Origin of the sequence: Flavobacterium sp. 1355 (assembly GCF_017833415.1) — a bacterium.
Lineage (GTDB): Bacteria > Bacteroidota > Bacteroidia > Flavobacteriales > Flavobacteriaceae > Flavobacterium.
Genome location: NZ_JAFICC010000007.1, coordinates 153,073 through 175,272, shown reverse-complemented (window position 1 = coordinate 175,272; position 22,200 = coordinate 153,073). Strand labels below are relative to the sequence as shown.

Annotated in this window: 15 protein-coding genes; 6 read left to right on the top strand and 9 right to left on the bottom strand. The window is 33.7% G+C overall.

Going from position 1 to position 22,200, the window contains the following annotated elements; genetic code table 11:
* Positions 1 to 21 precede the first annotated feature (21 nt).
* The gene (locus JOD96_RS10750; RefSeq protein WP_209564266.1) at positions 22 to 1,488 is read left to right on the top strand and encodes a glycoside hydrolase family 130 protein; all 1,467 of its coding nucleotides are present in this window, start codon (positions 22 to 24) and stop codon (positions 1,486 to 1,488) included.
* Between the two features lie 15 nt (positions 1,489 to 1,503).
* On the opposite strand, the gene JOD96_RS10745 is transcribed toward JOD96_RS10750, so the two are convergent.
* The 5 genes from JOD96_RS10745 to JOD96_RS10725 form a co-directional block, all read right to left on the bottom strand.
* Positions 1,504 to 2,370, bottom strand: coding sequence for a thiopeptide-type bacteriocin biosynthesis protein (locus tag JOD96_RS10745; RefSeq protein ID WP_209564265.1), 867 nt, complete (start codon positions 2,368 to 2,370; stop codon positions 1,504 to 1,506).
* Positions 2,371 to 2,372: 2 nt separating this feature from the next.
* Positions 2,373 to 4,574 (bottom strand): lantibiotic dehydratase family protein, encoded by a 2,202-nt coding sequence (locus tag JOD96_RS10740; protein ID WP_209564264.1) that lies wholly within the window; start codon positions 4,572 to 4,574, stop codon positions 2,373 to 2,375.
* Complete coding sequence (locus JOD96_RS10735; RefSeq protein WP_209564263.1) at positions 4,574 to 6,277, bottom strand: S8 family peptidase; 1,704 nt, start codon at positions 6,275 to 6,277, stop codon at positions 4,574 to 4,576. Before JOD96_RS10735 ends, JOD96_RS10740 begins: the two co-directional genes overlap by 1 nt.
* 9 nt (positions 6,278 to 6,286) lie before the next feature.
* Positions 6,287 to 6,451, bottom strand: a complete 165-nt coding sequence (locus tag JOD96_RS10730) for a hypothetical protein (RefSeq protein ID WP_209564262.1) — start codon at positions 6,449 to 6,451, stop codon at positions 6,287 to 6,289.
* Positions 6,452 to 6,580: 129 nt separating this feature from the next.
* Complete coding sequence (locus JOD96_RS10725) at positions 6,581 to 8,305, bottom strand: helix-turn-helix domain-containing protein (RefSeq protein WP_209564261.1); 1,725 nt, start codon at positions 8,303 to 8,305, stop codon at positions 6,581 to 6,583.
* A gap of 456 nt (positions 8,306 to 8,761) precedes the next feature.
* Between JOD96_RS10725 and JOD96_RS22530 the strand changes: the two genes are divergently transcribed.
* From JOD96_RS22530 to JOD96_RS10705, 5 genes are all read left to right on the top strand, one after another.
* Positions 8,762 to 8,890, top strand: coding sequence for a hypothetical protein (locus JOD96_RS22530; protein WP_262898519.1), 129 nt, complete (start codon positions 8,762 to 8,764; stop codon positions 8,888 to 8,890).
* Positions 8,891 to 9,143: 253 nt separating this feature from the next.
* On the top strand, positions 9,144 to 10,271 hold the full coding sequence (locus tag JOD96_RS10720; protein ID WP_209564260.1) for a hypothetical protein: 1,128 nt from the start codon (positions 9,144 to 9,146) through the stop codon (positions 10,269 to 10,271).
* A 14-nt stretch (positions 10,272 to 10,285) separates the two neighbouring features.
* Positions 10,286 to 11,473, top strand: coding sequence for a hypothetical protein (locus tag JOD96_RS10715; RefSeq protein ID WP_209564259.1), 1,188 nt, complete (start codon positions 10,286 to 10,288; stop codon positions 11,471 to 11,473).
* 1 nt (position 11,474) lies between these two features.
* Complete coding sequence (locus tag JOD96_RS10710; protein WP_209564258.1) at positions 11,475 to 13,667, top strand: peptidase domain-containing ABC transporter; 2,193 nt, start codon at positions 11,475 to 11,477, stop codon at positions 13,665 to 13,667.
* A complete protein-coding gene (locus tag JOD96_RS10705) occupies positions 13,667 to 14,953 on the top strand; it encodes an HlyD family secretion protein (RefSeq protein WP_209564257.1) in 1,287 nt (428 codons plus the stop codon). Before JOD96_RS10710 ends, JOD96_RS10705 begins: the two co-directional genes overlap by 1 nt.
* Positions 14,954 to 14,969: 16 nt before the next feature.
* On the opposite strand, the gene JOD96_RS10700 is transcribed toward JOD96_RS10705, so the two are convergent.
* The 4 genes from JOD96_RS10700 to JOD96_RS10685 form a co-directional block, all read right to left on the bottom strand.
* A complete protein-coding gene (locus JOD96_RS10700; RefSeq protein WP_209564256.1) occupies positions 14,970 to 15,509 on the bottom strand; it encodes a GNAT family N-acetyltransferase in 540 nt (179 codons plus the stop codon).
* A 137-nt stretch (positions 15,510 to 15,646) separates the two neighbouring features.
* Positions 15,647 to 16,951 carry an ATP-binding protein gene (locus JOD96_RS10695; RefSeq protein ID WP_209564255.1) on the bottom strand — a complete coding sequence of 435 codons (1,305 nt, stop codon included), beginning with the start codon at positions 16,949 to 16,951 and terminating at the stop codon, positions 15,647 to 15,649.
* Positions 16,952 to 16,954: 3 nt separating this feature from the next.
* A complete protein-coding gene (locus JOD96_RS10690; RefSeq protein WP_209564254.1) occupies positions 16,955 to 17,776 on the bottom strand; it encodes a peptidoglycan-binding protein in 822 nt (273 codons plus the stop codon).
* Between the two features lie 142 nt (positions 17,777 to 17,918).
* The gene (locus JOD96_RS10685) at positions 17,919 to 22,190 is read right to left on the bottom strand and encodes a DUF4157 domain-containing protein (protein ID WP_245188391.1); all 4,272 of its coding nucleotides are present in this window, start codon (positions 22,188 to 22,190) and stop codon (positions 17,919 to 17,921) included.
* Positions 22,191 to 22,200 lie beyond the last annotated feature (10 nt).

Genomic DNA, 22,200 nt, shown 5'->3' with positions numbered 1-22,200 from the left:
TTGTAATTAAAAAATAAATCTATGAGAGTATCAGTAGTCCGAAAAAATATAAAGTTCACACCAGATTCAAGAAGAGTTGTAGCACGATATTTTATGAATGGCTATGAGCGGACTCAACAAATGGTACTTCGGATTATGCAGCTTGACGAAAAACAGGTACTGCAAACATTGGAACAGACACTTCGTGAGTTTGCCAGACGTCACAGAAACATTTCGGCAGTCTTTTTTAGACACTGCGAAAAAATCAGGCCTGTAATAGAAGCAATGCAAATAGATTACGAAGCGATGTCCCTTGATCGTAAGATGCTTATAGGTTCTTATTGTACAATGGAATATGCAATAGAATCTGCCGCAATTTTTAATCCATCTATTGTCGAAGATTTTGATCAGACAGGGTTGGGAGCAGGAGAAAAACGTGTTGTCATTTCTTTTCGTGCAACAGGAGAAGGCCATATTTCATCTATTGTTTTTAGAAGAGGAATTTTGGACAAGGACAACAATCTGCATATAATGAAAATTGGACATCATATTGATAAGGCAGAAATTGAACATAAAACATTATTCAATAAAGAACGATTTTTGACAAAATTGTCGGAAATGCATACAACAGACAAGTACATTGTTCAGATCATGCAGGATCTGCCGGATGAATTTGAATTTGCGGTTTTAAAAAACATTCTAAATACTGGTTTGAGTGATCCGTTGATTCGTGAAGAGAGAAAAATGGCATTGCAGGAAATTCTTTGGCTGGCAAATTCCTTTTATGATTTACAATTCAAACACGATTCTGATATTACAGAACGCGTTATATTCCCGATATCAGCTTCTGAAAGCCGCGGTATAGAAGATGCCAGGTTTGTTCGTTTTACAGACGATGATGATTCTGTTCGGGTTATGGCTACTTATACAGCTTATAATGGCCACACCATACTTCCGAAACTTATTTCGACCGAAGATTTTTACAGTTTTAGGGTAATGCCGTTGCATGGCGCCGGTGCTCAGAATAAAAACCTGGCTTTATTTCCAAGAAAAATAAAAGGAAAATATGCTATGCTGGCCAGAATTGATGGCGTTAATAATTATATCATGTATTCTGAAAGAGCAACACAATGGAACGATCCCATTCGCCTGCAGGAACCACGTTATACATGGGAGCTCACGCAAATAGGAAATTGCGGATCACCGTTATGGACTGCAGAAGGCTGGCTGGTAATTACCCACGGTGTTGGTACAATGAGACGTTATTGTATTGGAGCTTCTTTGTTTGACCTGGATGATCCTTCTAAAGAAATTGGCAGACTTTCAGAGCCTTTACTTTCGCCATTAGAAGACGAACGCGAAGGTTATGTACCAAATGTGGTGTATTCCTGCGGAGCAATTATCCATAATAACAGCCTGATATTACCTTATGCAGTTTCTGACTATTCTTCTACTTATGCCGTAGTTGATATGGTAGAATTACTGGATGCTTTGAAAAATAGTAAGTAAACTCAATACAGAAGATTAAATGACAGGAGAGAATTTGTTTCTGTAATGCAGCACTTTGTAATAGCGATATAAATGATTGTAAATAATTAATTCATACATTCTTTGTTTAGAAGAATATTGTCTGTTTATCATCATATGAATATGACTTGCTAAAAAACTATGTGTAGAAATTTCGATTCTCTCCCTGACGGTTAAAACGGTCTTTTTTATTTGTTTGGATTTATAAGCAACGACATCGGCGATTTCATTAAAATCAGTTTTAGAACAACCGCTGAGAATTGTTTCTATTTGTGGTTCTAATAATCTGTAATTTCGGTCTATTTCTTTTTTTTGTTCTTTGTCAATTTCAAATTCTTTATTAAAAGATGCTTGTAATTCACTTAACAATAATAACTTCCTGTCGTTGGATAATTGAAACAGGTTTAAAAAAGTATCAATAGTATAAAAGCTAAACAAGAGCGGTAATTCCTGAATGTCAAAAGAAGATTTAAGTTCAAGATATTGCAGGATCATTTTACTATCGTGCCAGAAAAGAGATTCCGATTCAATAATTGTTTTTTCGCCGTAGTGTTCCAGTTCTCTTTTGTATGTATCTGTCTGAATTTTCCAAATCAAATTTTCTTCTATCAGATTACTAAACACAGGATAAAATGATTCAATAACGGTAAGTAAATCTTTGGTGTTGTTTACTAAAAAACGAATTCTAATATGTTCCTCTGTATCTTTATACCGAATAAAAAACCACTTTTGAATAATTTTCCTTTCTTCTAAATCTGAGATGACAGGGTTTAATTTTTCTAACAAAATATAATCAGCAGTTCTTACTCCGGTGTAGATTTTATAATATAACCACTCGCTGCCCAAACAAAAATCTTTTTGCATAATTAAGATCTGTTTTTATAATAGGATAGTATAATCTGATTGCAAAAACTATCTCCGGTATTGTTTTGTACAATTGATTTATCGGTAAATAAAAATTCATCTAAACTGCATTGCTCCATGCTTTTAACAGATTTTAAAAATAAGGTAATGCAGATTTCAGTTTCAAAATCAAAGAAAAGCGTATTGTTTGAATTACTCAGATTAGTAAATCGCGGGATATTTCGTTTTACTCTCCATTCTGAAAAACGCTGTGTCAAAGTATTTTTATCCATTTTTTGAAAATGAGCTATTTCTTCCTTTTTAATTATCCATTTTGCTTTGGAGATTATAATTCCATTAAAAATTACCCTCGGAAAAAAATCATAATGTGACATTAAAGCACCCCAGCTAAAAGAATAAACTGGCTTTGTGTTTTGTCTCTCCAGATCGCATAAGAAATGGTAAATAGGAAGGGAATCGGTTAAAAAATTATGGGCATTTGATAAACACGGAAGAATTTCTTTATTGTGTTTTTTCGAACGCAAAATAATTCTGTCAGACTGAATTGAAATCCATAAATCATTTAAATCCAGGTTGTCTTCTATCTGTACTCCGGGCGCGCACAAATAACTGATTTCATGTTTTCGTAAAACCGGTCTTCTTATAATATTTCCAATTCTGGACTCCGGTATGTGTACAATTTCGGCTAGAATTTTATTAGAATGATACTCATTTTCCTTCTCAATAATTTCTTTCGTCAGCGTATAAATTTGTTCATTTCCATTACAAAAACGGCTTAATAATTTTGAGGCGCTTATATTTCCGGTAGATGTTAACGCTATATTTTCCTCATCATACAATTCAATCATTACCGAAAAAGTAACAGGAGCGTCTTTAAAATCGGAGTCAAAATTAGGAAAGTCATTTTCTGATAGTGTAATAGAAGTGGCTTTGTTTTGAATACAATCCTGAAGTTTATCATGCAGTATAGACTCAAAACTAGTCCAGGCATGATTTTTTTCTTCGGTATTCTTAGTTTTAAATAAATAGTTTTCCAGAATTTCATGATGATCATTCATATCCTGATGCTGTAGATAACCAATTCCTATTTCTGTATCCAATACAAACGTCAATGGCATTTCTCTGGACTCATATCTTTGAGCAAAGGATTTTTTGAAATTTTCCAGATTTTGAACAGGTTTAGGACTTTGAATACCGTTTAAAAACTGAATTGCCTTAAATACTCTGTTAGATATATTTTTATTTAAATTGTTAGAGAGCGTTGTAATATTGAGATCGGTTTGAAAAAGATATTTTTCATCACAAGGAGTCTCGATTTTATTAATAGTTGTTTTAATTGTATCGTAAATTTCCTGTGAGGGTATTAAATCTATATCCAGATCAGCCAGGTTTTTTTCTAAACTTTTAAATAACTCAATTTGGTTATGAAGGTCTGGTACTCTGTTTAAAACCGAAAACAATTTTTTCCACTCATTATCTCCCGTAACCGTGGCATCTAACTCACTAACTAAAAACTGAAAAGCAATTAGTTGGGAAATAAATTCTAATGCGTCTTCTTTTTCAGATTCATCATCTGCTAAAAAAAAGATCATTTCATCGATGGTGATTCCGGTTTTTGCCTGAAACTGAATTTGCTTCAGCAAATCTGTTTTGCGTATTGCTGAGATAGTATGTTCTCGTTTTGTGCCTTCATACTTATACTCAACAAACCGATAAAATTCACCTATTTCATAAATCGAAGTGTTTGGAAAGAAATTAAGGTGGGCAGCAACATCTTTTCTTTTTGCAATATCCTGCAGCAATGCTACCCAATAGTGCATATCAAATTGTGTAAAACGCTTGTGATTAGTAAGAGAGTCTAAAATAATATTGGTTTCAGTACCTAAATTCCCAACAGAACAACCTGCAAATAAACCAAATGGAGTACAGCGGGACGACATTCGTGATAAATATTTTAGAAAAGTAAGTTCAAAAGCTTTTTTTTTGTCTTCAGATAATTCAGAAGTATCAGATGCCCATATGTCTAATCCTTTTTTTAATTCTGGTGATGCCAGATTAATAGCTTCTTTTATTACAACATTATTATATAACGCAATTGCTTTCTCTGAAGAATAATTCTGAATTAATCTGAGGTAAGAAGTTAATGAAAATAAAGGGGTTCTAAGGATGTATTCTGAATAACATTTAATTTTAAAATCAGACATTATTTTTTTTGTTTGCTCAATTTTTCAGCAAGTTTCATGGCATTGTAAACATTTAAAACTTTGCCGGATTTTGACAATTCTGAAAAAGCAATTTGTTTTTCCTTTGTTCCCGGTAAAATAACCTCAATATTGTGTGTTGTTCCAGAGTCTATAATAATTTGTTTTACCTCAATTGCGGTAAGGTTAGGATAAAAAGACCATATAAGTGCAGCTGTTCCCGACACGATTGGCGCGGCCAGAGAAGTTCCTGAATCTGATTTGTAGGCATTGCCAACAGCGGTAGTGTATATTTGTTCGCCGGGAGCAAATAAGTCTACATTTTTTTTCCCGTAGTTAGAAAAAGCAGATACAAACGTTTTGTCTAAACGAGAAGATGTTGAACCAACATTAATAAAATTGGCAGAAACTTCAGGTGTTCCGTCAAAATTGTTGTCACTTGGATAATATGGATTTTCATCAACATTAAAACGTTCATTTCCTGATCCGTGTACCAATAATACATCGTGTTTTTCGGCATATTTAAATGCATCAGAAACCCATTGCTGATGAACAGAAAACTCTTTTCCAAAAGACATATTAATGACTTTAGCACCATTATCGACAGCATAATAAATCGCCATCGCTATATCCTTATCGTTTTCATCTCCGGAATAAGAGATGTTAAGAGACATGATTTTTGCATTTTGTGCGACACCCTTTACGCCAATATTATTCTGACGATTTGCAGCGATAATTCCTGTAACCTTAGTGGCATGTCCCTGAATATTTTTGAGTCCTTTTTTTGTGATGCTAATATTACCCGAGCCATATCCTTTTTCAAGAACTTCAGGATTATCACCAATAATAATTCTGTCGTTAAAATTTTTGTTTAAGTTCTTATTAAGTATTGAGTCTAATTCTGCCTGACTTTCTTTCAGCGCATCCAAAGTTCCTTCATTGTTTCGAACATTCACCATCATATAATAAATCAAAGCCCCCAAATCGCGATCATTACTATCGCGCATTTGTCTGTACGTCTTATCATTTATTTTATACTTTTTATAAAGACTGTCTAATTGTTTATAGGTGTAATCTTCTTTTGGAAAATAAGATTTTAAGGTGTCTTTTATAATCGGAAAAAGTTCAATACTATGATTTAAAGAATTTATCCAATTGGTGTAAGAAGCATTTTCTTTACTGTAAACCTTCAAAGCTCTTTGGTACTCTTTATAGTTAGCTAAATCTTCGGGTTGAATTTGTTGTTCTGTTTTATCTTTAAATACAGGGTCCCATTTTCTTATAAACCTAACTGACTCAAAGTTTCCCCAGGTAATATAATCCTGATTTTTGTTTGAAGTGAAATTCCAGCCATGTATATCATCCACATAACCATTATGGTCATCGTCAATATTGTTATTAGCAATTTCTTTTTGATTTGTCCAAAACTGATTTTTCAGGTCTTCATGATTTATATCGACTTGCGTGTCAATGACTGCAACGATAACCTCACGGCCTGATTTTTTTTTATTCTGGCTAAACCATTTATCCAATGAAATGCCCGGAATGCTGTCTGTCAAATAATCTTTTTGATACCAGGTTTGTAATTCTAAAGCTGTAAAATTACTTTTGGGTATAATTGGCGTTGTAGAAACAACAGATTCTTTGGCAGACTTGCAGCCTGCAAACAATACTATAAGTGCTAATATATATGGATGAAATTTCATTATCTAAATTTAATTCAATTGATATGTGTTTCTGTCGTTTCCTCCAGTAGCCAAATCGGTAATCGTTTTGTCATCATCTATTTGTCCGCCTTGTATAGCTTTTAAATTTTTTAGTTTAGCTACACTCATTTTGTCTAAATCAAATTTTTTGATTTCTTTTTTGTTTGTTTTCATGGTTTGTTATTTTTTGTATGTTATATTTTGCAAATATATACCTGTGGTCGAATAAAGTGCAGTGAGTTGACCTGATGTTTGTCGGAATTCGGGAATTTCGATAAACATTAATGTCTAATACCTTGTTTATTAGCTTTCTATGTTTGGTGTTTCTTCCAGTTGTTTTAAGAAATAGGTTGGTTTAATTCCGGTTTTTTTGTGAAAAGCAGCAGAAAATGATTCTGCATTATTAAATCCGAACTCGATTGCCAGAGCCTGAATAGTGTATTTTCTTAATCTGGAATCTTCCTTAAGAGATGTCAAAGCATACTCAATTCTTAAGTCATTAATATATTGTATAAAAGTTTTTTCTTTGTAGATGTTTACAATTTTAGACACATATTTATTATTGGTTTCAAAAACGTCCGATAAAGTCTGAATCGTAATATTGGTTTCCAGGAAACCTTTTGTATTTTCAAAATCAGCGAGCTTTTTTAAGATCTGATTTATTAAATTCTCATTTATTCCAATAGATTCCGTTTTTGATTTATTTGCTTCAAAAATATCCACTTCTTTTTGCGTAGTTTCAATTTCAATCTTTTCTGTATTAGTTTGCATTATTTTTTCAAAGCGCGCACGATAACTTTTCTTTACCTTATGTTGATAAAAGCTGAAGCCTGCCATGGCCAGTACAATTAGAATCAAAAAGCCAATACTCCAATACGATTTACTGTTATCTTCCTGAAGCGACTTAATAAGATTCTCTTTTTCAAGCATCAAATTTGGCGTATCATATTCATATTGTAGTTTCTTAGTCAGTTCCTTGTAATTGTTTTGCAATACGCTGTCAATTTCCATGTACTTTGTCAGATACTTCAATTGATTTACTTTGTCGCCGTTATTTTTGAAATAAGAAATTAAGTACGGATAACCACTCATAAATTCAGGAGTAATTCTTTTTGAGAGCGTATATATAGAATCTACCTTGATGAAATTTTTAACAGCTTCTTTTTTATTATTCAAGCCATCATACGCTTTGGCGGTATAGTAATAAGCAGCCAGCGTGTTTCCTTTGTCCTTATACAATATGACTTTAGGAAGCGCAATATTTATACTGTCCAGGGCTACTTTATAATTTTTTTTGAAAATAAGATTGGCTCCTTCATTTAAGGTAAACAATGCATTGGTTAACTGGCTATTTGTTGCCTTTGATTCTATATACCCTTTTTTGTTGTAATAAGTTGCAGAATCAGAAACGTTTAAAGCTTTATAAGCATCGGCAAGTCCAAAAAGGACCAATTGATATGGGTAAGAATAAACAGGAGAACGGACATCTTTATTATTGTAATGATTAAAACACTCCTTAAATAATACAAGCGCTTCGTTTATTTCTCCCAATTCTTCTGATCTTAAGGCCGCTATAGTAAACTTTATTTCATAATATAAGTCCTGATTGTTTTGTTTGGCAATATTCTCTGCAATCAGAAAATTATCAATGGCTTCTTTGTATTTAAACTGTTTTTTGTAAACATGTCCTTTTGCTGAATAGGCAGATGCGGGAAACTTTAAGTCTTTTAAATCTTTAGTAAAAAAAACGGCACTATCCAGGTAGACTAATGCTTTATCGCTCTCAGATAATAAAGAAAGTAAAAAATACGCCCTTGCTCTCTCAACAGGCTGGTCTTCAGTTATAGCTTTATGTAAATAAGCATTAGCATATGGTAATTGCTGAGGTATTTTTTTTTCATTTTTCCAATAAAGTTCTTTTAACTCTGCAAAAGAAAGCTGTGTTAAACTATTCTTTTTTGGCTGAGCCGATAAGAAAACAGAAAATAATAGTAAAAATAATGGAAGATGGTATTTACGTTGGAGCATTTATGTGGATTTCTTACAAAAATAATAGATATATCTTCAAGAATAATCTAAAATTATAGAAAATTAGTAAAAATATAATCTATTGATAATTAGTGTATTGAAAATTTTTTTTATCGAAATTCGCGAATTGCCTGTCGGAATTCATGAATTCCGCTTTGCATAGTTTGTGGGAGACTTCATCATTCTATAGTTTTGACTTCAGGAAAATGAAACTTTTTATAACAGGAAATTTTCATTAACACCAGTTTTTAAATTTTGGCAATTTGAAGAATTGTTCAGAAAGAGAAAACAAAAATTTATGATGTGAATAATCTTTAAATCATAAATCAAAAAGAGTTTAAATACATATTTCGCAAAAGGCCAATTGTGAGAGATTGTATCTAAATAAGCTTGCAAGCAAGCCGATGGCACGGTTTATATGCCTAATCAAAATTATTCCCTATTAAATTAACTATTATGAAATTAAGTTTAGACGCTTTAAAAAATAGAGCAGGAGCAGTAGCTTCAGAAGAATTATTAGAAAGTATTGCTGGTGGTCAAGAACAAGCTTGTCACGATACAGTTATCACTGAAGAGCTTCAATAATTATTGTTGATGTATGTAATGCCACATCAATAACATTTTAGATATGTCCGTAATTAACATTTATGTTTTAAAGGTTTTTTACGGACATTCTTTTAATTTTCAAACAATTCATTTTGACAGTTTTTAAACTGTAATAAATTTTATAAGCAGAATAAAAATTTAGATTTTTTACCAATTACCTGTATTCATTCATTAACTGTTGATTTGTTTTACGCAAGCAAATTTCAATAAATAGTTTAAAATATAATTTACTATGGATAATGTCACTAACGCAAAAATTGAATTTACAAACACTATAAAGTTGCTTATTTATAAAGAAGCTCCTTATTTGTTAGAAAATATAGATTTTGATGATGACAATATTTTTTTAGAACCATTACTGTTTTCGTATTTTGGTGCAAAAAAAGAAAATCTATTTTCAAATGAACTTTTAGAAGAATTATTACAAGGTTATTTTGTTGAGAAAAAAGAACTAAAAATTGCCCATTCGTATCTTAATGATATTTCATATATTCCAAATGCCGGCTATTTTAAAAAAGGGGCAGACAAACCTTATGAACCAGTATTGAAATCCGGAGATTTTGAAATCCTAAAAGAGCTGCATCCTGTACAAAAGCGATATTATCGCGAATTTTACAAAGGGCATATTTTAGATCACAATCCCTTATTTAATTCTGCATGGAAAGATAATTATGAAGAGTTATTTGAAGCCATTGAAATCATAAAAGCAAATCTTCCTGAATTTTATAACGAACTGGCTTTTGCTAACAAAAAAATTTACTTGCATGATAATCCGAAAATTTTAAATTTTACATCAATTGAAACTCTTGGAATGCTATCTTTCTATGTATTAGGAAAAAATAATCTTATCTATTTTATTGAGGAATTAATACACCAGGGATCTCACAATTATTTTTATTATGTATTGCAAAATAAAAATGATTTTTTCAAAATTGATGTAAGCAATTTAGTTATGCGTGATTATACAAAACAAGTCTGGGATTACAGAGATATTTATGGTGCATTTCATGGTTTGTACACGGTAACAAAAAGAGTAGAGTGTTTTGATATATTGCTCTCAAAAGATGTTTTTACCGGAAAAGAAAAGCACGAACTTCTTGGCCGATTGGCTGATCAGTTTTCAAGATTTAGAACTGGACTTGAACTTCTTGATTTTGATGAAGTTTATACTCAGAAAGGAAAAGATTTGTATACTATTTATGATAACAAATGCCAAAATATTCTTGAGAAATATCAAAAACTTTCAAACTATTTTGATTTGAGTAATCGGGATCTGGATTTTAGGTACAATGATTTTTGCAAATTAAATCCAATTGAGGATTTTTATAAAAAAGAAAAAGAAGGTTTTTTTAAATTCTAATAATAACTACAACAATGACATTAAAAATATTTTTCCTTACGCTGCTTTTATCTTTTTCTTTATCCAATTTCGGACAGACAAAATCGCTGACTTTGTCCCCAAATTTAAATTTGCCCAAGGATACGGTTGTATCTAATAAACTAGTAAAATCATTGAATAATTTTCTTTCTTTAAAGGAAAATCCCAATAAGGAAAATCCTTTTGTAGAAAAAGAAAACTTATTAGAAACATCGATGTTGCTTGATGAAATGAAAAAAATCGAGCAAAATGCAAAAACTAAAGATGATAATTTCTATAAAGGATATTTGAACAACGTAGTACAATTGGATGCAGACAATTTCTTAATCCAATTCTCTTATATAGGAATGAAAGAAAATGTTCCTGTCCTGGCTGCCAGTTTTGAGGTTATTGCTAAGCAAAAGGATAGTAAATTCTTTTTCTCATCTCCTCTAAAACGAAATACAATTGCATGGCAGAGTAAAAAAATTGGCAACTGTACCTTTCATTATAAAAATAAACTAAACAACAAAGTCGCAGGGGAGTATGTAAAATCTGTTGCTGCTCTGGATAAAAAATTAAATATAATTAACGCACAAATAGAATGGTATGGTTGCAGTGATTTTTCTGATATTATACAAAATATTGGACTTGATTATAAATTAGATTATAACGGAAAAAATTCGAGCACTTTTAGTGCAAACGAAAACAATACCTTATTAATTGTAAGCGGTAATGCTGACGAAAGCTTTAATAGTTTTGATCCTCATGATTTATGGCACGACAGATTACGTTTTGCATATTCCAGAGATGTAATTAACAAACCGGTAGACGAAGGCTGCGCTTATCTATATGGTGGAAGCTGGGGAATATCATGGAAACAAATCTTAAATACATTTAAAGAAAAAGTAGCTTCGAACCCAAATACCGACTGGCTGGCTTTGGCAATTTATGAAACACCTCAATTAAATTTTGGAGAAAGCAAGGAAAAACATTTAATGGCTGATTATGTTGTAAATGCATTATTGGTTGAAAAAATCGAAAGAGAAAAAGGATTTTCTGCTGTGATTGAATTTGTATGCTGCGGAAAAAACAAAAAAGGAGGTAACGACAATTATTTTACTGTACTGGAAAAATTAACAGGAATTAGCAAAAGTAATTTTAACACCAAAATTTGGGAGCTGATTAAAGAAAGTAAAGCATAAAATGGTTAAAAAAAATTTCCCGTATTTTAGACAATTGGACTACAGAGATTGTGGTCCGACTTGTTTAAGAATGATTGCCAAGTATTACGGTAAAACTTTTTCGAGAGAATTTCTTAGAGACAAAGCAGGTATAACAAGAATTGGTGTGACAATGGGCGGTATTGCAGAAGCTGCAGAAGCCATAGAAATGCGTACTCTTGGAATGCGAATCTCATTAGAAAGTTTAATAAACGAAGCGCCAACACCATTTATAGTGCCATGGCGTCAGAAACATTTTGTGGTAGTATACAAAACATCCAAAACAAAAATCTGGCTTGCAGATCCGGCTCAGGGTTTATTAACTTATACGCACGCAGATTTTCTGGCTGCCTGGACAGATACAATTGATAAGACAGGGTTTGTCTTGCTTCTGGAACCCAATACTAACTTTAATGAGCAGGATGATGACAAAGAAGGTGAAAAAGGATTTTCTTTTTTATACCCTTATTTTAAGCCTTACAAAAAACTGATTTATCAAATATTTATTGGTTTACTGGTTGCAACCTGTATTCAGTTTATATTGCCTTTTTTGATGCAGTCTATTGTTGATGTTGGGGTTAATAATCAGGATATGCCGTTTATTTACCTGATTCTTGTGGCGCAGCTGGTTCTTATTTTATCACAAACATTAGTTAGTGTTTTTAGAGAATGGATTCTTATACATATTACAAGCAGGTTTAACATCAAAATGATTTCAGATTTTTTGTATAAAATGCTGAAATTACCGGTCAACTATTTTGAAACCAGAAATGCCGGAGAACATTTACAACGTATTACAGATCACACACGTATTCAGAATTTTATATCATCTTCGAGTCTAAATATGATTTTTTCGATGGTGACTTTTGTGATATTTAATGCAATTCTGGCTTTTTATGACTTAACAATTTTTCTGGTATTTATAATCGGGGCGGTTTTGTATGTTGGATGGACATTTTTCTTTTTGAAAAAAAGAGCAGAATTAGATTTTAAAAGATTTGATCAGCTATCACAAAATCAAACCTCATTAATTCAGATTATTAATGGAGTTAAGGAAATAAAAATAAACAACTCCCAAAGAAAAAATCGTTGGAAATGGGAGTTCAATCAGATCAGTCTGTTCAAAACTTCGTTGAGTACCTTAAAATTAGCTCAATACCAAACTATTGGCGCCAATTTTATCAATGAGTTAAAAAATATTATCATCACTTTCCTTTCGGCAAAAGCAGTTGTAGATGGCAATTTGACACTAGGTATGATGACCTCTATACAGTTTATAGTAGGACAGCTTAATATGCCACTAAGCAATTTTGTGCTTTTCATTCAATCCTGGCAAGATGCCAAAATAAGTTTAGAACGTTTATCTCAGGTACACTTAAAAGAAGATGAAGATGTAGACGCGGCACATAAGGCAAAAGAACTGCCAAAAGATAAATCGATTGTTTTAAAAGATTTATCTTTTCGCTATGGCGGAAAATCTTCCCCATTAATCTTAAAGAATATCAGTTGTGTTATTCCGGAAGGGAAAACGACAGCGATAGTTGGTGCCAGCGGAAGCGGTAAAACTACCTTAATGAAGCTGCTTTTACGATTTTATGATCCTGTTGGAGGAAGTATAAATATTGGTGCAATAAATCTGAACGACATTCACAATGATTTCTGGCGTTTAAATTGTGGCGCAGTCATGCAGGATACTTTTATGTTTAATGATACCATTGCCGGGAATATTTCTGAATCTGAACAGAATGAAATCATTGACAGAGAAAAGTTGAACAATGCTGCATTTGTTGCCAATATAGAAGATTTTATCGAAAGGCTGCCTAATAAATATAATACAGAATTAGGAACATCAGGCATACGACTGAGCGGAGGCCAGGAGCAGCGTCTTATGATTGCAAGGGCAGTTTACAAAGACCCATATTATTTATTTTTTGATGAAGCAACAAGTGCTCTCGACGCCAATAATGAAAAGGTGATTATGGAGAACCTGAATAATTTTATTTCTGGTAAAACTGCCATTATTGTCGCTCACAGATTAAGTACAGTAAAAAGTGCAGATAATATTATTGTACTCGAAAACGGAGAAATTGTAGAACAAGGAAACCATATTGATTTGACCAGATTGAAAGGTAAATATTATGAGTTGGTAAAAAATCAATTAGAACTAGGAAATTAATGGAAGCACTAAATGATGGACTGAAAATTTACAGCGAAGAGGTAAGAGACGTTTTGTCTGATCCTCCAAAAGCAATTCAAAAATGGGGGAATACTATTTTGCTAGTCTTTATTTTTATCCTGTTCTTAATTTCATGGTTTGTAAAATATCCGGATATAATAAATTCTCAAATCACAATTACTACCAATACACCGCCACAAAAACTAATTGTGAGGACATCAGGGAAAATTGATAGAATTTTGGTTGCAGACAGAACACTGGTGAAAAAAAATACACCGCTTGCGGTTCTGGAAAATTCGGCAAAATATAATGATGTTTTTCTGCTCAAAAGTATAGTAGACACAATAGACATTGAAAAAACTGCCTTTCCTTTTGCAAAACTGGGATATGTACAACTGGGCGATGTAGAAAGTGCTTTTGCAAATTTCAGAAAAGAATATATAGCAGATCAGCTTAACACTAAACTTCAGCCGTATCATGTAGAAGATATTGCCCAAAATTATGAAGATATTCAGCTAAAAGAAAGATTGAATTTGCTCGTATCTCAAAAAGAAATCAATCAGAGAGAATTAGTTCTTCAAAAAAATGAACTGGACCGGTATGAGATTTTATTTCAAAAAGGAATTTATTCTTCTCAGGAAGTAGAAAGACAAAGATTAGTTTATTTGCAGGCACAAAAAGGATATAAAAATCTGCTTAGCACAATTTCGCAGTTAAAATCATCATTAAACGACCTGAACCGAAATAGTAAAACCACCCACATAAATGAAAGTAAAGAGTTGATAAACCTGGAAAACAATAAAGTTCAGGCATTTTATCAATTAAAAAAAGCTATAAAAGACTGGGAATTAAGTTATGTACTCAGATCATCTATAGAGGGCAAAATTACCTTTTTGCAAATTTGGTCAGAAAATCAATCTGTTGAGGCTGGATCTACAATTTTTGCAATAATTCCAAATAATGAAAATGGTTATATAGGGAAGGTGAGTGCTCCGGCATTAAATTCAGGAAAAATAAAAATTGGACAAACCGTAAATGTGAAGCTGACTAATTTTCCGGATAGGGAATTTGGAATTATCAAAGGTAAAATCAAGGCAGTATCGCTGACTCCGGATACAGCAGGAAATTTATTAATTGATGTTTCATTTCCTAATGGTTTAAAGACATCGTACAAAAAAGATATTTCATTTCAGCAGGAAATGCAGGGAAGGTCTGATATTATCACAGAAGATTTAAGACTGATAGAACGTTTGCTCTATCAGTTTAGCGATGTTTTTAAGAGATAAGTAATTTTAGGCAGTACTAGCGGGATCTTAAAACATAAGTAGTTATGTTTTTTATATTTTCGTGTTTATTATTATAAGGTTTGTTTTCAAAAGTGAAATGCAGTTTTTTTAATAAATTAACCGAAGTACTATTATCTGATGATGGAAAAGCCGTTATTATTTTTGCTTCCATTGTATTAAAAGTAAATTCAATAACTGCTTTTAAGGCTTCTGACATAAAACCGTTGCCCTGAAATTCAGACAACATTTCATATCCGATTTCTACAATTTCATTTTCAGGATCAAAATTCCAAAGACAAACGCTGCCAATAAATTTATTGTCATTTTTTGAAGAGATTGCCCAATACAGACATTCTTTTTGTTGTATCAAATTATTTATTCTTACAATATAGGCTTTTGCTTTTTCTAAGGTCGAAGAATTATCTCTTCCAACAAATGCATTTACAACAGGATCAGATTGAAGCTGATGAATGGGTTCTGTATCTTGTTCTGATAGACCTCTTAACACTAATCTTTCGGTTGTAAGAATAGGAATATTTGTGAAATTTAAATTCATGTTTTCGTATGTGAGATAATTAGAAAACTCATTAGTAGAGTATAACTAAATTAATCATAATTCACTCAAATAATCCGCAACATTCAAATAAAAGTTAAAGAATTAAGATGTAAAGTTCTTAATCATCACTCATTCATTTACATCATTTTTCCTTCCTTAGCATATTCTTTTTTAATTCCCTGAAGAAGATGATCAAGTTTAATGTTTTCATTTTTATCTTCTAATGTTCTCAGGCAGGCATACTGAATGATGTTGACAATATTGGCGCCGGTTATGTCGTATTTTTTTGAAAGCTCGTTAAGGTTTACATCCTCAGCAATTCTAATACCCTTAGGGAGATTATTTTTCCAAAGCTGTAAACGTTCCCCATAAGAAGGTACTTCAAACTCAATTATTGACTGAAATCTTCGGGTAAAAGCAGTATCAATATTGGTTTTAAAATTAGAAGCCAGAATAACCAGTCCGGGATGATTTTCGATACGCTGCAGCAAATACGAAACTTCCTGATTGGCATACTTATCGTGGGCGTCTCTTACATTGGTTCTTTTTCCGAAAACAGCATCGGCTTCGTCAAAAAAGAGAATCCAGTCTTTATCAGTTGCTTTGTCAAAAAGAGAAGAAAGATTTTTCTCGGTTTCTCCTATGTATTTTGAAACTACCATAGACAAGTCGATTCGGTACACATCTCTTTTTGTATACTTTCCAAGAAGAGAAGCTGTAAGCGTTTTTCCGGTTCCGGGTGCGCCATAAAACATGACCCTGAAACCGGGTTTTATTTTTGATTTCATATCCCATTCCTGAAGCAAAATTTCATTGAATTTAAGCCACGTCTCAATCTCTTTGATGTTATTTAGAGTTGTTGGATTCAGTACCAAATCGTCCCAGTCTAATTGGGTTTCTATTAATTGTGCCGGGAAAATACTGCTCAGTTGAGGTTTAAGAATTTTACCTGTAATGAATTTTTCGATGTATTCGTCTTCTAAACTCAACAAACCACTCAATTTAGGTTCTCCATTTGGAACAGATTCTATCCTGATAATTCGTTTTTGAAAAAGAAAGGAGTGATTGTGTAAATAATTGTAGAAAGCAACCCTGTCGTTTAAGTTATTTCCGGCAATTAAAAACTGCGCCGTTTCCCCGGTTGGTAAAATTCCTCTATGATTTTTTGCCTTAACACCACCAAATTCAGGTAACTCGCCGCCATTTGGTAAATATTCGGCAATAACAGCGCTCAAAAAATCTGGTTTAACATGCGGAACAAAAGCTAATCCTAATAAGAGAATGTCGATCTCCGTCAGATGATTTTCGATAATGAATTCGATAATAAACCCATTATAATCCTGTTGATTTAAAACAGGTTTTTGTGCCGGGTCATCAACTTGAAAAAGTACGTCAAGCTGAAATACGAATTGGTTTTTTAAGTAAGTGAATACATTTTCCATTTTTTATATAACTAAGGATTCTATTGAAAAAAAATCAAGTTTAGATTGTTTAAAGTTTCTGATTCTGTTCATGACCGCGTTTCCGTTATGAGAACCATCAATATTGGTATTACCCTCAATAGTTTCTATTATATCGCCTTGAACCGCAATCACAATTCCGGTATGAATCCAGTCATTTGTTGTTTTTTGCAGAAGGAATATGTCACCGGGTTTTATGAGAGCCGGATTGGTTCTTGCCGTTTGAAAGCGAGTCAGTATTTTTTTTTGAATTCCCGTTGTGCCAACTGTATCACAACTGTACGTTAAAGGCATAAGGGTTTTGAAGTTTTTTCCCTGAACAGAAGCTGCCTGATCAATAATGCCCTGAACAAAGCCCATACACCAGAACCAGTCGGTTCCTTCATTTCCATCCATGTAACTTCGCACCCACGGGCCAGAATTACTTTGAGTGTTAATAACAAGCTCAAATGGATGATTTTTGAGATGATTTTTAGCTGCATTTACAATTAATTCTCTCAAATTATTACCTGATATTGGACTTTCAAAAGCTTTTTTGAGTGGTGAAACCAGTATATCAAATAGCTTTTGATCAACAATTCCAGTTTGGGATAAGCTGTTGAATTTTTGAAAGTTCACTACAGCCTTTTCTGTTGCAGGCCCGAAATCACCATCGATACCCGTTGCGGTTCCCGAATTTGGATTTTGCATAGCAAATAAATTAAGCCAGGACTGGATTTTTTCAACGTCTTTCTTATTGTTATTTGCACCTTTTCTTTGTTGGGTCGCTTTAATAAGCAGTTCTTTTTGGTAGAATGTTTTTTGCATGACTTTATTTTTTTAAATGTTTTCAAATTGTTGTCTATACAATCTTTCCAGTTTTTATTTTATTTTGGTCGCCCTGAAGATTGAATTAACATTAACTTTTTTATTCTTTCATTAATAATGAAAGCGGTAAATCATTAGCCTTTCAAGGTGGTGTATTTAATCTTAAAAATTCATTAATCTTAGCAACAAGTGCAGCCCTTGCCTGAGTTTCTCTTCTCATCATCATTCTTCTAAATGCATTATCAACAGGAATATTCAATTCAGCGTGACGAGTCCATTGTGCATACGATCTTGTATTTTTTGATAAATTTGCTCTAGGGCTTAATGCGGCAAAGTTTTCCATTAAGTTTAAAACAGCAATTTTTTGTTCAGTGGTCAGAAAGTTAAAATCAGACATTTGTACAATTGCTGTAAATGGTATAATATGATCCGCATGTGCAGTACCATCAACAGTTAATGATAAAAAAGCAGGGTCTTGAGCATTAGGTGGTAATACGGATTGTGCCCAAGATTGTAGTTCTGGAGAAGGTGTTTGGCTTCTCAAATATTCATTATCTTGACTTATAACGATTATTTCCCCAGTACTTACTTTTGTGACAAAATTACTAAATACAGTACTGAATTTAGCAGTTTGTCTACGGAATCTATACGAAACTAAACCTTGTCTTTCTGGTTCCACTATTTCAGCTATATAAGATCCTGTTATATAAGGAGCTTTAATATGTTGTCCAATACTCACAGGTGAGCTGCCTCCTGGAGAGAGTTTTTCCCAAGTTCCTTGTTCAATACCTTCATTTATAGTGGTGGTATTATAAGCAATAGTTGAAGTAGGGTGATTTAAAATTTTCATTGTCAATTGTTGTGTAGCTGCATTTTTTGCAGTAACTAAATAATATGTATCATTTGATTTATCCAACAACAAATCTTGAATATTTATTTCAGCTCCTGATTTAGAAATGTGTATAACAGACCTCTGAACATAGATGAAATCCCAATTTTCTCCACCATCGGTAACAGATGAAATATTAATAACATTAGGATGATCGGCATTGACTTTATTTTTAATTACTTCTGCTTCTTCCTGAGTAATTTGTCCTCCATCTTTTTCTTTTTCAGATTCACTATTAATTTCAGCTAAAGCTCCTGCAATAGGACCGGAAGCAGTTGCTTCTTCTGGCGCACTTCTTCCCATAAGCCTGTCTAGCATCGCCATTCCTCTGTCTACAGCCTGGTTTACTAACCAGGTCAATGCCTCATCAACCATTTGCTGTACAGAAATAATCATTTCGCCAATTCTTGCACCAATTCCGGTTAATCCAACCTGATTAGCTAAGAAGCCAATTACAACTGGCATTGCTTGTCCCATGGTTCTTTCTAAATAGTCTGCAGCTGTAGTGACATTTCCTCTGGCTAAATCTGCAACGCCATTGACAAAGGAATTGACTACCTCGAGCATTTCTCGCAAGTATTTTATAAAACTTTGTATGGCACTAAAGAAAGCCATGGCACCGTTTATCACCGCCATAATTCCGGTTGGATCTAACATGCTCAAAAGTCTGGCAGTTATTCGATTGACAATACGTTCCATGACAAAGTTTTTCACGGCATCGAGAACAGTATTCCAAAGGTTGCTGAGCTGTTCCTGTATTTTATCCCAAATGGCTGCCATTCCTCGCTCCTGAACATCTTTGATAAATGTCCAAATGCCTTCAAGAGTATTAATCATGCTTCGGATTCTGGCGACTCTTGCTGGCCCTATACGAGGATGTGCAGCTAGTTTTTCCCAGATTTTTTCCATGGAGATATTCAATACTTCCAATACCCAGGTAATAACACCTTGTAAAGAGAAATCGGTAAGTACCGGAATATTAGCATCTTTTAGCTCGCTCATAAGCCAGCCTGTAACACCGTTGATTAAATGAGTTACGATATTATCAAAGAACTGAATGAATCCTTGTTTTAAAGCCTTGAGAATATTTTTCAGGAAACCAATAGGATCTTTTTTAATATCCTCAATTGCTTCTAATGCCCTGGTAATGATGTTTCCTATGAGATCGAAAGGGAAATTCATAATCTCCAGAATGGCAACAATAACAATTCGGATAATTTCTGCAACAAATGCAATCAAACGTCCAATAGGCTCTCCAAACTTTTCAATGATTCTCATAAATGCATCTATGGGATGAATGAGATCATTAATAGACATAGAATTCCAAATGTCAGTAAATAACTGTATTATAGATTCTGGTGTCATGTTCAAAGTGGCAACTGCCGCTTCAATCTGACCTGCGATTCGGGCTATTGCACCCGATTCGACCATTTGGGCATACTGTTCTTCGCCTCCGTCCATTAGGCTCATAAAACCTCTAATAAGATTTGGAACTGTACGAGGCACAGCTTCTTGTGTAAAAGGATCTTTTCCAATAATTACCTTAACCAGTGAATAACCTCTTACGGTAGCAGCCTGAGCTGAAAGCCATCCCAATAATGACTCCTTAACAAGTTCTAATACTTTGAGCGCTACACCCGAGGCAAAATCCCAAACTCTTTGCAGAAATCCTCCAGCCTGATCTGCCAGTATGGAAAGGTTTTCGGCGATATTTGCCAGATTCGCCGGCTGAATAGCATCCCAGGCCGAAGTTATGAGTCCGCGAAGTTCGCCTAATAATGAAGTGAAAGTACCAACCTGAGTATCAAGCCAATCAGCGGTTTTTTGCAGCGTGCCTTTTTCACGCATTTGTTCAAGCTCTGTTTGCTTGTCAATTAATATCAGGAAATCTTCTAATATTTCGACCGTTGTGGCATTGACCGCTTCATCGCGCAACGGATCGTATTTGATTATTTTTTTGATTAATGACCACGCTTTGTTTTCGGCTAAAATTGGCTCCGCAACACCAATCAAAGCTTCTTTTATCCAGGTAATTACCTGATCTACTGTTGCGCTTACAAAAGAAGTTATTCTGTTAACTAACTCATTAAATTTTTCGGTTACTAAATCAATTATATCGGTGTAAGGAAACGATACTTCGTCCCAGACATCTTCGACCATATCCAGAATACTGTCGATTGTTAATCCCAGTTCGCTTAATTTTCCTTCGACCCAGTCAAAAACCTGCTGTAGTATTCCATATTCCTGAAGTTTGTCAAATATGGCTGTTCCAAAAGGAATAAGCCCCATTAATCCTTCTACAAGATTGATAGGAGTTCGTTCTACATCGACTTGTCGCAATGGATCATAACCAACAATAACAGTAAAAAGGGTATAACCCGGAACGTGTCGTGCCTGATTGATGATCCAGTCGGGAACTAAATCGAGAAACGAACCCTGAATCATTTCCGGAGCCGGAGATATTGGTTCCGGTTTTTTTCTGATTGCTGCTCCTTGTTGTACAGTGTGTGTTAATTCGTGGGCCAGTAAATGCTTTCCAGCCGTTGAATTCGGATTGTATTTTCCTTCATTAAAATAGATATTATTTCCTGTTGCAAAAGCCTGTGCTCCCAATTGCTGGTTCATTTTAACAGCGGTTGAGTCATTGTGTATGCGGACATTGCTGAAATCGGCTCCAATGCCAGATTCCATGTCGCTTTTTACTTTTCCCGATAGCGGATTTCCGCCGCCTTTACTACTGTTTAAAGTACTTTCTAAGTTAGAACTGTCAGAAGGATTTGCATCTGCGCCCGCACTCATCTGAAGTTCTTTTTCGTCTTCTTTTGCCTGAATTTCCTCTTCCTCTTTAGCCTGAATTTCTTCTTCTTTCTTTTTCTGAATCAGTGGTTTTGGAGCAAGGTTCGGTTCCTTATGTTTCGGACTTTCAGTTTTTACCGAATCGGGTTTATTTTGAGCGGTATCGACTTTTTCAACCGTGTTTTTTTTCTGAATTTCTTCTTCTTTTTTCGGCTGTACTAAAGATTTAGAAGTAGTTGTTTTCTCTTTCGGTTTAGGAGATTCAATTTTGTTTTGTACAGATTCTTCTTTATCTGATTTTAATTGAACAACCGGAATCTTTTTCTCGGCTGCGGTTTCTTTTTGCACCTCTTTTTCGGTATCGTTTTTTTTCTGGATTTCGCTGGTTCGTTTGTTGTGAATAACGGGCGAAGCAGGAAAAAAAGTACCGGGAGATACTGCTTGTTTATTATGAACTACTTTTAATTTTGGCTGAACCACCGGAGTAATTCCTTCTGTGGTGGCTTTATTTTGAAGAGTGGGCGAAGCCGTAAAAAATGGGTCGGGAGCAACATTCTTTTTATTTGCAATAACCGTATCGGCTACTTTGTCTGCTTCAATTTCATGTTTGTCATTTGATTTTCCAATGTTGAGTTTTGCCTGTACACCAAAAAAAGCATCATTATTCCTTTCATTTGAAAAAGAAGAACTCTTTGGTTTAGCATTACTTGTTGTTGAAAAAGCACCCATGACCTAATAT